This window comes from Escherichia sp. E10V10 (genome assembly GCF_004211985.1).
Lineage (GTDB): Bacteria > Pseudomonadota > Gammaproteobacteria > Enterobacterales > Enterobacteriaceae > Escherichia.
In genome coordinates this window covers 565,318-581,717 of sequence record NZ_RHJO01000001.1, presented here as the reverse complement: position 1 = coordinate 581,717, position 16,400 = coordinate 565,318, and the positions used below count along the sequence as shown (strand labels likewise).

At 51.0% G+C, this 16,400-nt stretch carries 20 protein-coding genes; 18 read left to right on the top strand and 2 right to left on the bottom strand.

All coding sequences use genetic code 11. The annotated features are described in order from the left end of the window. Positions 1-76: 76 nt before the first annotated feature. A complete protein-coding gene (gene yedD, locus D9736_RS02650) occupies positions 77-490 on the bottom strand; it encodes a lipoprotein YedD (protein WP_130218642.1) in 414 nt (137 codons plus the stop codon). A 185-nt stretch (positions 491-675) separates the two neighbouring features. On the opposite strand from yedD, the gene yedE reads away from it, so the two are divergent. From yedE to D9736_RS02625, 5 genes are all read left to right on the top strand, one after another. Continuing rightward, on the top strand, positions 676-1,881 hold the full coding sequence (gene yedE / locus D9736_RS02645) for a selenium metabolism membrane protein YedE/FdhT (protein ID WP_130257634.1): 1,206 nt from the start codon (positions 676-678) through the stop codon (positions 1,879-1,881). Further along, on the top strand, positions 1,878-2,111 hold the full coding sequence (gene yedF / locus D9736_RS02640; RefSeq protein WP_000790504.1) for a sulfurtransferase-like selenium metabolism protein YedF: 234 nt from the start codon (positions 1,878-1,880) through the stop codon (positions 2,109-2,111). The genes yedE and yedF overlap by 4 nt, the downstream gene beginning before the upstream one ends. Before the next feature lie 189 nt (positions 2,112-2,300). Continuing rightward, the gene (locus D9736_RS02635) at positions 2,301-2,705 is read left to right on the top strand and encodes a DUF1398 domain-containing protein (RefSeq protein ID WP_130218640.1); all 405 of its coding nucleotides are present in this window, start codon (positions 2,301-2,303) and stop codon (positions 2,703-2,705) included. A gap of 393 nt (positions 2,706-3,098) precedes the next feature. Further along, positions 3,099-3,578, top strand: a complete 480-nt coding sequence (locus D9736_RS02630; protein ID WP_130223609.1) for a GNAT family N-acetyltransferase — start codon at positions 3,099-3,101, stop codon at positions 3,576-3,578. Between the two features lie 517 nt (positions 3,579-4,095). Then, positions 4,096-5,229 (top strand): acyltransferase, encoded by a 1,134-nt coding sequence (locus tag D9736_RS02625; protein WP_130218636.1) that lies wholly within the window; start codon positions 4,096-4,098, stop codon positions 5,227-5,229. A 101-nt stretch (positions 5,230-5,330) separates the two neighbouring features. Here the strand turns inward: D9736_RS02625 and fliE are convergent, their stop codons facing one another. Beyond that, positions 5,331-5,645, bottom strand: coding sequence for a flagellar hook-basal body complex protein FliE (gene fliE / locus D9736_RS02620; RefSeq protein ID WP_130216481.1), 315 nt, complete (start codon positions 5,643-5,645; stop codon positions 5,331-5,333). A 214-nt stretch (positions 5,646-5,859) separates the two neighbouring features. On the opposite strand from fliE, the gene fliF reads away from it, so the two are divergent. The 13 genes from fliF (at position 5,860) to fliR (ending at position 16,310) form a co-directional block, all read left to right on the top strand. Next, complete coding sequence (gene fliF / locus D9736_RS02615; RefSeq protein ID WP_130223611.1) at positions 5,860-7,518, top strand: flagellar basal-body MS-ring/collar protein FliF; 1,659 nt, start codon at positions 5,860-5,862, stop codon at positions 7,516-7,518. Next, complete coding sequence (fliG, locus tag D9736_RS02610) at positions 7,511-8,506, top strand: flagellar motor switch protein FliG (protein ID WP_032184453.1); 996 nt, start codon at positions 7,511-7,513, stop codon at positions 8,504-8,506. The genes fliF and fliG overlap by 8 nt, the downstream gene beginning before the upstream one ends. Then, positions 8,499-9,185 carry a flagellar assembly protein FliH gene (fliH, locus tag D9736_RS02605; protein ID WP_130257633.1) on the top strand — a complete coding sequence of 229 codons (687 nt, stop codon included), beginning with the start codon at positions 8,499-8,501 and terminating at the stop codon, positions 9,183-9,185. Before fliG ends, fliH begins: the two co-directional genes overlap by 8 nt. Further along, positions 9,185-10,555: a flagellar protein export ATPase FliI gene (fliI, locus tag D9736_RS02600; protein ID WP_130257632.1), complete on the top strand. Its 1,371-nt coding sequence runs from the start codon at positions 9,185-9,187 to the stop codon at positions 10,553-10,555. Before fliH ends, fliI begins: the two co-directional genes overlap by 1 nt. A gap of 21 nt (positions 10,556-10,576) precedes the next feature. Further along, on the top strand, positions 10,577-11,020 hold the full coding sequence (gene fliJ / locus D9736_RS02595) for a flagellar export protein FliJ (RefSeq protein WP_130208591.1): 444 nt from the start codon (positions 10,577-10,579) through the stop codon (positions 11,018-11,020). Next, positions 11,017-12,144 (top strand): flagellar hook-length control protein FliK, encoded by a 1,128-nt coding sequence (locus D9736_RS02590; RefSeq protein WP_130257631.1) that lies wholly within the window; start codon positions 11,017-11,019, stop codon positions 12,142-12,144. Before fliJ ends, D9736_RS02590 begins: the two co-directional genes overlap by 4 nt. A 104-nt stretch (positions 12,145-12,248) precedes the next feature. Further along, positions 12,249-12,713, top strand: a complete 465-nt coding sequence (gene fliL, locus D9736_RS02585) for a flagellar basal body-associated protein FliL (RefSeq protein WP_130223621.1) — start codon at positions 12,249-12,251, stop codon at positions 12,711-12,713. A 4-nt stretch (positions 12,714-12,717) separates the two neighbouring features. Continuing rightward, positions 12,718-13,722: a flagellar motor switch protein FliM gene (fliM, locus tag D9736_RS02580; protein ID WP_130216469.1), complete on the top strand. Its 1,005-nt coding sequence runs from the start codon at positions 12,718-12,720 to the stop codon at positions 13,720-13,722. Next, positions 13,719-14,132, top strand: a complete 414-nt coding sequence (fliN, locus tag D9736_RS02575) for a flagellar motor switch protein FliN (protein ID WP_130208597.1) — start codon at positions 13,719-13,721, stop codon at positions 14,130-14,132. Before fliM ends, fliN begins: the two co-directional genes overlap by 4 nt. A 2-nt stretch (positions 14,133-14,134) precedes the next feature. After that, positions 14,135-14,500, top strand: coding sequence for a flagellar biosynthetic protein FliO (gene fliO, locus D9736_RS02570; RefSeq protein WP_130223702.1), 366 nt, complete (start codon positions 14,135-14,137; stop codon positions 14,498-14,500). Continuing rightward, positions 14,500-15,237, top strand: coding sequence for a flagellar type III secretion system pore protein FliP (gene fliP, locus D9736_RS02565; protein ID WP_130223627.1), 738 nt, complete (start codon positions 14,500-14,502; stop codon positions 15,235-15,237). The genes fliO and fliP overlap by 1 nt, the downstream gene beginning before the upstream one ends. 9 nt (positions 15,238-15,246) lie before the next feature. Then, positions 15,247-15,516, top strand: coding sequence for a flagellar biosynthesis protein FliQ (fliQ, locus tag D9736_RS02560; protein ID WP_000187358.1), 270 nt, complete (start codon positions 15,247-15,249; stop codon positions 15,514-15,516). An 8-nt stretch (positions 15,517-15,524) separates the two neighbouring features. After that, positions 15,525-16,310, top strand: a complete 786-nt coding sequence (gene fliR / locus D9736_RS02555; RefSeq protein ID WP_130257630.1) for a flagellar biosynthetic protein FliR — start codon at positions 15,525-15,527, stop codon at positions 16,308-16,310. The last annotated feature ends 90 nt before the right edge of the window (positions 16,311-16,400 follow it).

Below are 16,400 nucleotides of genomic sequence, written 5' to 3'. Positions count from 1 at the left end.
AGTTTCAGGCCCGATAAGCTTGCGTATCGGGCACTTTTTTTGACATAAAAATCCCCCAGAGCCAGGGGAATTTTCATTACGGCAGCGGCGTCGGTAACGGCGCTTTTTCCAGCGCGGCGGCACACTCTGCCGTCGGACGAGCCACGCGTTCCATCGTCATGCCATCATACTCAATAGTGTTACCGTCACGCTCAATCTCGTACAGCTCACGTTTCACAGTAACGTTAGTGAGAGAATCAGACATCAGCGTCAGCTTACCCGGTAACGCAATCACTCGCTGCCATTGACGGCAATCCAGGGTATCACCCTCTTTAGTGACAATCAGGCTACCAATCGCTTCCGGGCTGACCAGTGCACGTTGCGGCCCTTTGGTCTGCCAGTACCCTGTCAGCCAGTCTGGCGCGGGGGTTTTTACAACATTATTATAGTTTTCGACTTCGGCACAGCCCGCCAGCAACATGAGTGCGCCTGCAATTGCGAGTTTTTTCATCATTCGTCCTGCATGAGAAGAAAAGTGGATTGTGGCATTAAAGCCCTGACGCTGCCAGCCTTTCCAGGCCCAAAGAGAAATTTGATCTAACTATTATTTTTGTGAATTATTGACACGCAAATAAATTCTTCTGATGTATGATTCGCGACTCTTGTTTAAACCTTCTGAGTTCAGAGGCTACATACATGTCATGGCAGCAATTCAAACAAGCCTGGTTGATTAAATTCTGGGCGCCAATCCCTGCGGTCATCGCGGCGGGCATTCTCTCCACTTACTATTTTGGCATTACCGGCACTTTTTGGGCAGTTACGGGTGAATTTACCCGCTGGGGCGGTCAGCTCCTGCAACTGTTTGGCGTCCATGCTGAAGAGTGGGGCTATTATAAAATTATCCATCTGGAAGGATCGCCATTAACCCGCATTGACGGGATGATGATTCTCGGTATGTTCGGCGGCTGTTTTGCCGCGGCATTATGGGCCAACAACGTCAAACTGCGCATGCCGCGTAGCCGTATCCGCATTATGCAGGCCATTATTGGCGGGATCATTGCTGGTTTTGGTGCACGTCTGGCGATGGGCTGTAACCTGGCGGCGTTCTTTACCGGCATTCCTCAGTTCTCGCTGCACGCCTGGTTCTTTGCCATCGCCACCGCCATCGGCTCATGGTTTGGCGCGCGCTTTACCCTGCTGCCTGTTTTTCGTATCCCCGTGAAAATGCAGAAAGTCTCTGCCGCCTCACCGCTGACGCAGAAACCAGATCAGGCGCGGCGCCGTTTTCGTCTCGGGATGCTGGTCTTTTTCGGCATGCTTGGCTGGGCGCTGCTGACGGCGATGAACCAACCAAAGCTGGGGCTGGCGATGCTGTTTGGTGTCGGCTTTGGCTTACTGATAGAACGTGCACAAATCTGCTTTACTTCGGCGTTCCGCGACATGTGGATCACCGGACGAACCCACATGGCGAAAGCGATCATTTTCGGTATGGCGGTAAGTGCCATCGGGATTTTCAGTTATGTACAGTTAGGCGTAGAACCTAAAATCATGTGGGCGGGTCCGAACGCGGTAATTGGTGGATTACTGTTTGGTTTTGGTATTGTGCTGGCGGGCGGCTGCGAAACGGGATGGATGTACCGCGCGGTGGAAGGCCAGGTGCATTACTGGTGGGTCGGTCTGGGCAACGTTATTGGCTCCACGATTCTGGCGTATTACTGGGATGATTTCGCCCCGGCACTGGCAACCGACTGGGACAAAATCAACCTGCTAAAAACCTTTGGTCCAATGGGCGGCCTGCTGGTGACATATTTACTATTGTTCGCTGCGCTGATGCTGATTATCGGCTGGGAAAAACGCTTCTTCCGCCGTGCGGCGCCGCAGACAGCTAAGGAGGTCGCATGAAAAATATCGTTCCTGATTACCGTCTTGATATGGTGGGTGAGCCCTGCCCTTACCCGGCGGTTGCAACCCTTGAGGCGATGCCGCAGTTAAAAAAAGGCGAGATCCTCGAAGTGGTCAGCGATTGTCCACAGTCGATTAACAATATTCCGCTGGATGCGCGTAATCACGGCTATACGGTACTGGATATTCAGCAAGACGGGCCGACCATTCGTTATTTAATTCAGAAGTAATCTTTTCTCCCGCTGTTTCAGGCAGCGGGAGTCACTTGCTACGAATACTCCGTTGTCTATTTTCCGTACCGCAGTTGGATTATTATTGATTCACACAGACACAGCATTAAGTGATCGGACCAGATTGAAGGAATAACACCGATCATGCAAACTACTCTCCCTCACAACTGACGAGAGATTATTTCCCTGATGGATCAGGTTGCTAATTTTCAAAAGATGTTTGAGCAAGTGAGAACGGAGCTAAATTTTTCCTGGTTTTATGCTGAGTTAAAACGTCATCATATTGCACATTATATTTACTATCTTGCCACAGATAACATCAGGATCGTCACGCACGATGACAATGTTTTGTTAATAAGAGGAAGCAGAAGTCTATTAAAAGTCAGTGCCATCAAGGATCCTGAGCAAGTCAAAAAAGCAGCCCGAACTCACATTTCAAGACGGTCAACATTTCGGGAATATTGTATAACGCTTGCAAAGGCTGGTGTTTTTCGGTGGGTTACTGACGTCGGTGATAATAAGCGGCGTTACTATTCTATCGATAATACACTTTTATATATTGAAGATATCGAGAACAACAAACCACTTATTTAGCTGTTCTCGCCAGCTCAGGTCTGACAGTGGCTGGTTATTAATAAAATTTTCAATGATCGGTTCTGAAATAGCGATTAACTAACACCTTCATGTTCATGCCTGTGACCATGTATTTTTCGTTGATGACAAAGAAAGCCCAGGAGCGCGCCAGACAGCAGGCGGGGTGCATCATCGTTCACCGTAGATCTCGCGGTGTGTCATACCCCGTACCCGCCCATCACTCGATGGGCATTCTGAAAGCAAGTTACTGCGAAGCGTTCTTCCAGCGATGGCTCCATACAATGGTGAGCGGTCATTTTTTACAAACAGAACCGTGTCATAAGAAACATCTATTAGACAACGATGTTTTCGCCTGTTGGTATGTTGTAATTAGACAACCAACAAGAAACAATCATGTTCACTGTCAAAACAGATGATCTCTCCCATCCTGCAGTACAAGAATTAGTGAATTACCATATTTCCGGTATGCAGGAACAATCTCCACCAGAAAGCATCCATGCTTTGGACGTACAAAAACTACGTGATCCGGCAGTGACATTCTGGTCAGCATGGGAAGGAGATCGACTCGCCGGAATTGGCGCGCTGAAGTTACTGGATGATGAACATGGCGAGTTGAAATCAATGCGTACTGCGCCAGACTTTTTACGTCGTGGCGTTGCAAATCTGATTCTACGGCATATTTTGCGGGTTGCACATGACAGACGCCTTCATCGCCTGAGTTTAGAAACAGGAACACATGCTGGGTTTACGGCCTGCCATCAACTTTATCTCAAACATGGCTTCACCGCCTGCGAGCCCTTCGCTGATTATAAACCGGATCCAAATAGCCGTTTTATGACCTTGAACTTATGTGAAAATCATCAATTGTCATGACTGGTAAACCCACCAACTGCAGCAGGGAATGCTGATTATGCGTTTGCAGCACTTTTTTGTGCTTGCAGGCAGCTTCTTATAAAGGTTCGATCACTTCATACTAATGAATACTCATTACCTTACGGTGCGGCCCCAAAAGTGATTAATCAGTCGCCCATTACCTATTGTTCCAATGTAAATGGGACATCATCCCCCCACTCTCACCATTGCTCGTACAGCCAAAAACTTAGCTTTAGTGTACTCAACCCACTGTAAGCAAGTTAAATAACTCTGACAAAAACAGGGAACGTGCCATTTGCTCGTGATTTTTGCATTTTTATGAATATTGGTTAAGTAATACCACCTAGGAATGAAATAACAAAATCGAGAGTTAATATCACCTAAATTAAATGATAAAGCACAGTTGTTTGCTATGGGATTACAATCTGATACTCTAGATAAACTCTAAAGTAATCCATACCCATTTATATAGATTACTGATTATTTTTAACATTTACTGCAGAAGAGTTTTGTTCATATGAACCTGTCATTCTCATTTATTTTAGCATTTTTCTGTATCGTAGGTGCATTAATCGCATTCAGCTTGCCAATATTTAAATTTCTTGATAACGACATTCAGCCAAACAGAGCCAATAGACTTGATGGCATGCGTTTTTATCTTGCATCTTTTGTTATATTCCATCATATGGACTGCGCTTACTCATATTTTACAACTGGTCAATGGGCTCCGATATCCCAATGGCTTTTAATTATGGGAAAGAATGGCGTAGCATTGTTTTTCATGACAACCGCTTATTTATTTTGGGGAAAGATTAGGGACAAAGATAATATAGACTGGATTGATTTATATAAAAAAAGACTCCTTAGAATTGTCCCGTTAACTTTCTTTTGCTCATTCCTGGCTATTTCTCTCCTTTTCATATTCACGGAAAAAATCCCATTCACCGCAACGACTATATCTAATTTACTGACCTGGTTTGATGGTGGTTTATGGGACAATAAATTACCAGTGACGGCTTTTCATACCCCCTTTATTGTATTAGCCGGGGTTACGTGGACATTAAAATGGGAATGGATGTTTTATTTTTCTCTTCCATTGCTATTTATGCTCAATAAAAGATCTATGGAACTGAGCATTGTACTTTTTGCATTTTCATTTTATTTCTTACCTTCCTTCACGAATACAGCTTATCTTTGGTCATATTTCTTTGCAGGAATGCTTTGTAAGGAATTGAAAGAAAGGGTTATTCTATCAAAGACCACTGCAAATTGTATTTTATTATCTACAATACTGCTGGCCTATCTGTCAGCACCTACATTGTATAGCCCGCCAGAGACTGCTTTCCTTGCTATTATTTTCTTTTGCATCATCTCTGGAGCCGAACTATTTGGTGCATTAACAACCAGAGCAGCTAAAAGATTAGGGGCGATTAGCTACAGTTTGTACCTCACGCAGGGGTTAGTACTTTTCCCAGTTTACAACTATCTGGCAACTGCAAAAATGATAGCTATTGGCCCCTTACTACTTTCGATACTTATTATAGCCTTCTTCGCTATTTGCCTTCTATCCACTTTCACTTACCATTTTATAGAGCTACCATTTATCAAAAAAATAAAGACTAACTCGCCATCCTCATTACATGAAATATAAAAAATAATGAGAGTGTACTTATCTGCATTCACTAATCGCCGCCCCAGGTTTCGTAGACCAGTTGTTTTTGTTGTATCGGCAGGACGCCTCAGTTACAAAACCTACACCTGCATGGACATCATTTCCTGGTACGCCGCCACCAGCTTATTACGCACCTGAATCCCCATTTGCATTGAAACTGAGGCTTTTTGCATATCGGTCATCACATCGTTTAGCGCCACGCCGGGTTCGCCGAGGGTGAATTTTTCTGCCTGGGTGCGGGCGGCGGTTTGCGTATCACTTATACGATTGAGCGCGGCATGAAGTTGTCCGGCAAAACTGATGCCAGGTTGTGGTAGTGATTCCTGCGCACGGGCACTCATCGCCGTAGCCTGTAACTGGCTGATAACCCCTTCAATCCCCTGTATGGCTGACATATTCATCTCCTGGATCATTTCTGGTAGCAGAGATTAACAGTAAGTCAATAAGATAAAGGCGTTAAATAACGATAAAAAACCGGGTTAATTGGCGCATAGAAAAAAATAAAACCACAAATAATGAGGCCGTCAATTTTTCGAGTTTGCTGACCCGGGAGTGCGTCTTGTTCCACTTTGCCAATAACGCCGTCTTTCATCTGCCGCGAGGTGCGCGATGAATACGACTGCAGCCCAGACAAAATCTCTTGAGTGGCTTAATCGCCTACGCGCGAATCCGAGAATCCCTTTGATTGTTGCTGGTTCCGCTGCAGTGGCAGTGATAGTCGCGTTAGTTCTATGGGCAAAAGCCCCTGATTACCGCACGTTATTCAGCAACCTTTCCGATCAGGATGGTGGCGCGATCGTCAGCCAACTGACGCAGATGAACATCCCCTACCGCTTTAGTGAAGCCAGTGGTGCAATTGAAGTTCCGGCGGATAAGGTTCATGAATTGCGTCTGCGTCTGGCGCAGCAAGGCTTACCTAAAGGCGGAGCGGTCGGCTTTGAACTGCTCGATCAGGAAAAGTTTGGTATCAGCCAGTTCAGCGAACAGGTGAATTATCAGCGAGCGCTGGAAGGCGAACTTTCTCGTACCATCGAAACTATCGGCCCGGTAAAAGGGGCGCGCGTGCATCTGGCGATGCCGAAACCGTCTTTATTTGTCCGTGAACAAAAATCCCCTTCCGCATCGGTGACTGTGAATTTATTGCCAGGACGTGCGCTGGATGAAGGGCAAATTAGCGCCGTTGTGCATCTGGTTTCCAGTGCAGTAGCTGGGCTGCCACCGGGTAACGTTACGCTGGTGGATCAAGGTGGGCATCTGTTAACCCAGTCCAACACCAGCGGGCGCGATCTCAATGACGTTCAGTTGAAATATACCAGCGATGTCGAAGGCCGCATTCAGCGTCGTATTGAAGCAATTCTGTCGCCTATTGTCGGCAACGGCAATATTCATGCGCAAGTCACAGCGCAGCTGGATTTCGCCAGTAAAGAGCAAACAGAAGAGCAGTATCGCCCTAATGGCAATGAGTCACAGGCAGCACTTCGTTCCCGTCAACTGAATGAAAGCGAGCAGAGCGGTTCCGGTTATCCGGGCGGCGTGCCGGGGGCATTGTCTAATCAGCCCGCGCCTGCAAATAACGCGCCGATCAGTACGCCTCCGGCAAATCAAAACAATCGCCAACAACAGACGAGCACCACCAGCAATAGTGGGCCGCGCAGCACACAGCGTAATGAAACCAGCAACTACGAAGTCGATCGCACCATTCGTCATACCAAAATGAACGTCGGCGACGTGCAACGTCTGTCTGTCGCGGTAGTGGTGAATTACAAAACGCTGCCGGATGGCAAACCGTTGCCACTGAGCGCCGAACAGATGAAACAAATTGATGATCTGACCCGCGAGGCAATGGGCTTTTCGGAAAAACGCGGTGATTCGCTCAATGTCGTCAACTCGCTGTTTACCAGTAGTGATGAAAGTGGTGGTGAGTTGCCGTTCTGGCAACAACAAGCGTTTATCGATCAGTTACTGGCTGCCGGACGCTGGTTGCTGGTGATACTGGTGGCGTGGCTGCTGTGGCGTAAAGCGGTGCGTCCGCAATTAATCCGCCGCGCTGAGGTGGTGAAAGCCGTTCAGCAACAGACACAAACTCGCCAGGAGACGGAAGATGCAGTGGAAGTACGCCTGAGCAAAGACGAACAACTGCAACAACGCCGCGCTAACCAACGTCTGGGGGCTGAGGTAATGAGCCAGCGCATCCGCGACATGTCTGATAACGATCCGCGCGTAGTGGCGCTGGTCATTCGCCAGTGGATAAATAACGATCATGAGTAACCTGACAGGCACCGATAAAAGCGTCATTCTGCTGATGACCATTGGCGAAGACCGGGCAGCAGAGGTATTCAAGCACCTGTCCCAACGAGAAGTGCAAACCCTGAGCGCGGCAATGGCGAACGTCTCGCAGATCTCCAACAAACAATTAACTGAAGTACTGGCAGAGTTTGAACAAGAAGCCGAACAGTTTGCCGCACTGAATATTAACGCCAATGATTATCTGCGTTCAGTGCTGGTCAAAGCGCTGGGCGAAGAGCGTGCCGCCAGCCTGCTGGAAGATATTCTCGAAACCCGCGACACTGCCAGCGGTATTGAAACGCTCAACTTTATGGAGCCACAGAGCGCCGCCGATCTGATTCGCGATGAACATCCACAGATTATCGCCACCATTCTGGTGCATCTGAAACGCGCTCAAGCCGCCGATATTCTGGCGTTGTTCGATGAACGTCTGCGCCACGACGTGATGCTACGTATCGCTACCTTTGGCGGCGTACAACCTGCCGCGCTGGCTGAACTGACAGAAGTGCTGAATGGCCTGCTCGATGGCCAGAATCTCAAACGCAGCAAAATGGGCGGCGTGAGAACAGCAGCGGAAATTATCAACCTGATGAAAACTCAGCAGGAAGAAGCGGTTATTACCGCCGTGCGTGAATTTGACGGCGAACTGGCGCAGAAAATCATCGACGAGATGTTCCTGTTCGAAAATCTGGTGGATGTCGACGATCGCAGCATCCAGCGTCTGTTGCAGGAAGTGGATTCCGAATCGCTGCTGATCGCGCTGAAAGGGGCCGAGCAGCCACTGCGCGAGAAATTCCTGCGCAATATGTCGCAGCGTGCCGCCGATATTCTGCGCGACGATCTTGCCAACCGTGGTCCGGTGCGTCTGTCGCAGGTGGAAAACGAACAGAAAGCGATTCTGCTGATTGTGCGCCGCCTTGCCGAAACCGGCGAGATGGTGATTGGCAGCGGCGAGGATACCTATGTCTGATAATCTGCCGTGGAAAACCTGGACACCGGACGATCTCGCGCCACCCCAGGCGGAGTTTGTGCCGCTGATGGAGCCAGAAGAAACCGTCACTGAAGAGGCCGAACCCAGCCTTGAGCAGCAACTGGCACAACTGCAAATGCAGGCCCACGAGCAAGGTTATCAGGCGGGGATTGCCGAAGGTCGCCAGCAAGGCCATGAACAAGGCTATCAGGAAGGTCTGGCTCAGGGGCTGGAACAAGGACTGGCACAAGCAAAATCCCAGCAAGCGCCGATTCATGCCCGGATGCAGCAACTGGTCAGCGAGTTTCAGACCACCCTTGACGCGCTGGATAGCGTGATTGCTTCACGCCTGATGCAGATGGCGCTGGAGGCAGCGCGTCAGGTGATCGGCCAGCCGCCAACGGTGGATAACTCGGCACTGATCAAACAGATCCAACAGTTGTTGCAACAAGAACCGTTATTCAGTGGCAAACCGCAGCTACGCGTGCATCCGGATGATCTGCAACGTGTTGATGAGATGCTCGGCGCAACCTTAAGTTTGCATGGCTGGCGCTTGCGCGGCGACCCGACCCTCCATCCTGGCGGTTGTAAAGTCTCCGCTGATGAAGGCGATCTCGACGCCAGTGTCGCCACCCGCTGGCAAGAACTCTGCCGTCTGGCAGCGCCAGGAGTGGTGTAATGACCCCGCGCCTGACACGTTGGCTAACCACGCTGGATAATTTTGAAGCCAAAATGGCTCAGTTGCCTGCGGTGCGTCGCTACGGGCGATTAACCCGCGCCACCGGGCTGGTGCTGGAAGCCACCGGATTGCAACTGCCGCTCGGCGCAACCTGTGTCATTGAACGTCAGAACGGCACTGAAACGCACGAAGTAGAAAGCGAAGTGGTTGGCTTTAACGGTCAACGGCTGTTTTTAATGCCGCTGGAGGAAGTGGAAGGCGTGCTGCCCGGCGCACGCGTTTACGCCAGAAATATCTCCGGCGATGGGCTGCAAAGCGGCAAGCAGCTACCGCTCGGTCCGGCGTTATTAGGTCGCGTTCTGGACGGCAGCGGTAAACCGCTCGATGGTCTGCCCTCCCCCGATACGACTGAAACTGGCGCCCTGATTACCCCGCCGTTTAACCCGTTGCAACGTACACCGATTGAGCATGTGCTGGATACGGGCGTGCGCCCAATTAATGCCCTGCTTACCGTTGGGCGCGGGCAGCGTATGGGGCTGTTTGCCGGTTCCGGCGTCGGTAAAAGTGTGCTGCTGGGAATGATGGCGCGCTACACCCGTGCCGATGTGATCGTCGTTGGTTTGATTGGTGAACGTGGGCGAGAAGTAAAAGATTTTATTGAAAATATTCTCGGTGCCGAAGGGCGTGCGCGCTCCGTGGTGATTGCCGCTCCGGCGGATGTTTCTCCGCTGCTGCGAATGCAGGGTGCCGCCTATGCCACGCGCATTGCCGAAGATTTTCGCGATCGTGGTCAGCATGTGTTGCTGATTATGGACTCCCTCACCCGCTACGCGATGGCCCAGCGTGAGATTGCGCTGGCGATTGGCGAACCACCAGCCACCAAAGGTTATCCGCCGTCGGTATTCGCCAAATTACCGGCGCTGGTCGAACGTGCCGGAAACGGAATCAGCGGCGGCGGCTCGATTACCGCGTTTTATACCGTGCTCACCGAAGGCGATGACCAGCAGGATCCAATTGCCGACTCCGCGCGGGCGATCCTCGACGGTCATATCGTGCTGTCTCGCCGTCTGGCAGAAGCCGGGCACTATCCGGCGATTGATATTGAAGCCTCAATCAGCCGTGCAATGACGGCGTTGATCAGCGAGCAGCATTACGCGCGGGTACGCACATTCAAGCAGCTGTTGTCGAGTTTTCAGCGTAACCGCGATCTGGTCAGCGTCGGCGCGTATGCCAAAGGCAGCGATCCAATGCTCGATAAAGCTATCGCCTTGTGGCCGCAGCTGGAGGGATATTTGCAACAAGGCATTTTTGAACGCGCGGACTGGGAAGACTCTCTCCTGGGGCTGGAACGTATTTTTCCGACTGTGTGACTAAGCAGGAGATAACAGCAGATGGCAGAACATGGCGCCCTGGCGACCCTGAAAGATCTGGCAGAAAAAGAGGTGGATAATGCGGCCCGCCTGCTGGGTGAAATGCGTCGCGGATGTCAGCAAGCGGAAGAACAACTCAAAATGCTGATCGATTATCAGAATGAATATCGCAGCAACCTGAACAACGACATGAGTGCAGGAATGACCAGTAATCGCTGGATCAACTACCAGCAGTTCATTCAGACGCTGGAAAAGGCCATTACCCAGCACCGCCAGCAGCTTAATCAGTGGACGCAGAAAGTTGACATTGCTCTGAACAGCTGGCGAGAAAAGAAACAACGCTTGCAGGCCTGGCAGACCCTCCAGGAACGGCAATCCACGGCGGCTCTGTTAGCAGAAAACCGCCTCGATCAGAAAAAGATGGACGAGTTCGCCCAGCGCGCCGCCATGAGGAAAACTGAATGATTCGTTTAGCGCCCTTGATTACCGCTGACGTTGACACATCCACATTGCCCGGTGCTAGCGCCACTGACACGGCACAGGATTTTCTTGCGTTGTTGAGCGGGGCATTAGCAGGAGATGCAGCACCAGGCAAAGCTTCGCCATTGCTTCAGGTTGCAGTGGATACCCCACACGCGCAAGGTAAAGAACGCGCCAACGAAATTCTGGGCGGGGTATTGCCGTCTGATTTACACATCGCTACTGACGAAACGCTGGCTGAAATAACCGCAGCACTACCCGATACAACGCCGCTGACAACGGCTCTGGTTAATACGCTGACAGCCATGCCAGAAAAGGAAACGGTCGCCGACGATAAAACGGATGACCTTAATGAAGATGCTGTCGCCAGCCTGAGCGCCCTTTTTGCTATGCTGCCCGGTTTTGACAATACCCCCAAAGTGACTGATGCGCCTGTAACAACGTTACCGACGCAGAAGCAAGCACTCTCAACAAAACTGACTACCGCGCAACTCGCAACAGCTCAACCTGACGACGCCCCTGGCGCGCCAGATCAGCCATTAACACCGCTGGTCGCTGAAGCCCAGAGTAAAGCGGAGGTCATCAGCACGCCTTCACCTGTTACTACTGTCGCCAGTCCGCTAATTACTCCGCTCCAGACGCAGCCACTGCCCACCGTCGCAGCGCCTGTTTTGAGCGCACCGCTGGGTTCCCACGAATGGCAACAATCCTTAAGCCAGCATATTTCGCTGTTTACCCACCAGGGGCAACAAAGTGCCGAACTGCGTTTGCATCCGCAAGATTTAGGCGAAGTGCAAATCTCCCTTAAGGTGGATGACAACCAGGCGCAAATTCAGATGGTTTCGCCGCATCAGCACGTGCGCGCCGCTCTGGAAGCGGCTTTGCCGGTACTGCGCACACAACTGGCAGAAAGCGGAATTCAGTTGGGGCAGAGCAATATCAGCGGAGAGAGTTTTAGCGGTCAGCAGCAGGCAGCTTCCGAGCAACAACAACGTCCACGCACATCAGGCCATGAACGCCTGACAACCGAGGATGACGATGCATTGCCAGTTCCCACAACTCTCCAGAGAGTTTCATCTGGCAATAGTGGCGTCGATATTTTCGCCTAACGCCAGAGGTAACACCTTAATCCGCGTCTTTTCCCCGCTTTGCCACACTTAAGACGCAGGATAATTAGCCGATAAGCAGTAGCGACACAGGAAGACCGCAACACATGACTGATTACGCGATAAGCAAGAAAAGCAGGCGATCGCTTTGGCTCCCGATCCTGGTATTCATCACTCTCGCGGCCTGTGCCAGCGCGGGTTACAGCTACTGGCATTCGCAACAAGTGACCGCTGGCGACAAAGCACAGCAACGCGTCGTACTCTCACCTGTCTTCTATGCGCTGGACACTTTTACGGTCAATCTTGGCGATGCAGATCGCGTACTTTATATCGGCATAACGCTGCGGCTGAAAGATGAAGCCACCCGTTCGCGGCTGAGCGAGTATTTGCCGGAAGTCCGCAGTCGCTTGCTGTTACTGTTTTCGCGCCAGGATGCCGCCGTGCTGGCAACGGAAGAAGGCAAGCAAAAACTGATTGCCGCAATTAAAGCCACACTCTCCCCCCCGCTTGTTGCCGGGCAACCGAAACAGGATGTCACCGACGTGCTGTATACCGCTTTTATTCTGCGATAACGACATGGGCGATAGTATTCTTTCTCAAGCTGAAATTGATGCGCTGTTGAATGGCGACAGCGAGGTCAAAGACGAACCGACAACCAGTGTTAGCGGCGAAAGTGACATTCGTCCGTACGATCCCAACACGCAACGCCGGGTTGTGCGCGAACGTTTGCAGGCGCTGGAAATCATTAATGAGCGTTTTGCCCGCCATTTCCGCATGGGGCTGTTCAACCTGCTGCGCCGTAGCCCGGACATTACCGTCGGGGCTATCCGCATACAGCCGTACCATGAATTTGCCCGCAACCTGCCGGTGCCGACCAACCTGAACCTTATCCATCTGAAACCGCTGCGCGGAACAGGGCTGGTGGTGTTTTCGCCGAGTCTGGTGTTTATCGCCGTGGATAACCTGTTTGGCGGCGATGGACGCTTCCCTACCAAAGTAGAAGGTCGCGAGTTTACTCATACCGAACAGCGCGTCATTAATCGCATGTTGAAGCTGGCACTTGAAGGCTATAGCGACGCGTGGAAGGCGATTAATCCGCTGGAAGTCGAGTACGTGCGTTCCGAAATGCAGGTGAAATTTACCAATATCACCACCTCACCGAACGACATTGTGGTTAACACGCCGTTCCATGTGGAGATTGGCAACCTGACCGGCGAATTTAATATCTGCCTGCCATTCAGCATGATCGAGCCACTGAGGGAATTGTTGGTTAACCCGCCGCTGGAAAACTCGCGTAATGAAGATCAGAACTGGCGCGATAACCTGGTGCGCCAGGTTCAGCATTCACAGCTGGAGCTGGTCGCCAACTTTGCCGATATTTCGCTGCGCCTGTCGCAGATTTTAAAGCTGAAGCCCGGCGATGTCCTGCCGATAGAAAAACCCGATCGCATTATCGCCCATGTTGATGGCGTTCCGGTACTGACCAGCCAGTACGGCACCATCAACGGTCAGTATGCGTTACGGATAGAACATTTGATTAACCCGATTTTGAATTCTCTGAACGAGGAACAGCCCAAATGAGTGACTTGAATAATCCGGCCGATGACAACAACGGCGCAATGGACGATCTGTGGGCTGAAGCGTTAGGCGAACAAAAATCAACAAGCGGCAAAAGCGCGGCTGAAGCGGTGTTCCAGCAGCTTGGCGGCGGCGACGTCAGTGGAACATTGCAGGATATCGACCTGATTATGGATATTCCGGTTAAGCTGACCGTCGAACTGGGCCGCACACGAATGACCATCAAAGAGTTGTTGCGTCTGACGCAAGGGTCAGTCGTGGCGCTGGACGGTCTGGCGGGCGAACCGCTGGATATTCTGATCAACGGTTATTTAATTGCTCAGGGCGAAGTTGTCGTAGTCGCTGATAAATATGGCGTGCGGATCACCGATATCATTACCCCGTCCGAGCGAATGCGCCGCCTGAGCCGTTAGTGATGAATAACCACGCTACTGTACAACCTTCAGCGCCGGTTTCTGCTGCTCCGCTCCTTCAGGTGAGCGGCGCGCTAATTGCCATTATTGTCCTGATCCTCGCTGCGGCCTGGCTGGTAAAAAGGCTGGGATTTGCTCCCAAACGTAATGGCACGAACGGGCTGAAAGTCAGCGCTAGTGCCTCGTTGGGGGCGCGTGAACGGGTCGTGGTGGTCGATGTGGAAGATGCGCGACTGGTGCTCGGCGTTACTGCCGGGCAAATCAATCTGCTGCATAAACTTCCCCCTTCTGCGCCAACGGAAGAGTTACCTCAAGCCGATTTTCAGTCGGTCATGAAAAATTTACTTAAGCGTGGCGGGAGAGCCTGATGCGTCGTCTCTTGTCTGCCGCACCGGCCCTTCTCTGGCTGTTTACTCCCCTCGCCTTTGCTCAACTGCCTGGCATCACCAGCCAGCCGCTGCCTGGCGGTGGACAAAGCTGGTCACTCCCGGTGCAGACGTTGGTGTTCATCACCTCGCTGACTTTTATTCCGGCAATTTTACTGATGATGACCAGCTTCACCCGCATCATCATTGTTTTTGGTTTATTGCGTAACGCTCTGGGAACGCCCTCCGCGCCGCCCAACCAGGTATTGCTGGGGCTGGCGCTGTTTTTGACCTTTTTTATTATGTCTCCGGTAATCGACAAAATTTATGTCGATGCGTATCAGCCGTTCAGCGAAGAGAAAATATCAATGCAGGAGGCGTTGGAAAAAGGGGCGCAGCCACTGCGTGAGTTTATGCTGCGCCAGACCCGCGAGGCGGATTTAGGGTTGTTTGCCAGGCTGGCGAATACCGGCCCGTTGCAGGGACCTGAAGCAGTACCGATGCGCATTTTGCTCCCGGCCTACGTGACCAGCGAGTTGAAAACCGCCTTCCAGATAGGCTTCACGATTTTCATTCCGTTTTTGATTATCGACCTGGTTATTGCAAGTGTGTTGATGGCATTGGGGATGATGATGGTTCCCCCCGCGACCATTGCCCTGCCGTTTAAACTGATGTTGTTTGTACTGGTGGATGGCTGGCAATTGCTGGTCGGCTCGCTGGCACAGAGCTTTTACAGCTAGAGAGGCCAAATGACACCCGAATCGGTCATGATGATGGGGACAGAAGCGATGAAAGTCGCGCTGGCACTGGCTGCCCCGCTGTTGCTGGTGGCGCTGGTCACCGGTCTTATCATCAGTATTTTGCAGGCCGCCACGCAGATTAACGAAATGACGCTGTCGTTTATTCCGAAAATCATCGCCGTATTTATCGCCATTATTATTGCCGGACCGTGGATGCTCAACCTGTTGCTGGATTACGTTCGTACCTTATTCACTAACCTGCCGTATATCATCGGGTAATCGATGTAATGTTGCAGGTAACAAGCGATCAATGGCTTTCCTGGTTAAGCCTGTATTTCTGGCCATTACTGCGTGTGCTGGCGCTGATCTCCACCGCGCCCATTTTGAGCGAACGCAGCGTGCCAAAACGGGTAAAACTAGGCCTCGCAATGATGATCACGTTCGCCATTGCTCCGGCAATCCCCGCCAACGATGTTGCCGTTTTTTCGTTCTATGCCCTATGGCTGGCGGTGCAGCAAATCCTGATTGGCATTGCACTTGGCTTTACCATGCAATTTGCCTTTGCCGCTGTTCGAACCGCTGGCGAAATTATCGGTCTGCAAATGGGGCTGTCATTTGCGACGTTCGTCGATCCTGGCAGTCATCTCAATATGCCCGTCTTAGCGCGCATTATGGATATGCTGGCGTTGCTGCTGTTCCTGACATTTAACGGTCATTTATGGCTGATTTCGTTGCTGGTCGATACGTTTCACACTCTACCCATTGGTGGCGAGCCGCTGAACAGCAATGCATTTCTGGCACTCACCAAAGCAGGAAGTCTGGTTTTCCTTAACGGGTTGATGCTGGCGTTACCGCTCATTACCCTGTTGCTGACGCTGAATATCGCATTAGGTTTACTGAATCGTATGGCCCCGCAATTATCAATTTTTGTTATTGGTTTTCCATTAACGTTGACTGTCGGCATCTCATTAATGGCGGCATTAATGCCGTTAATTGCTCCTTTTTGCGAACATTTATTTAGTGAAATTTTTAATTTGCTGGCGGATATTATCAGCGAATTGCCTGTAATATGATTCCCTAATGTTTCTCTTGTTATCCTAAGGATTATCCGAAAAATAATACCAGCGAACATCTTCCAGGATACTCCTGTGGCGAAATATTTG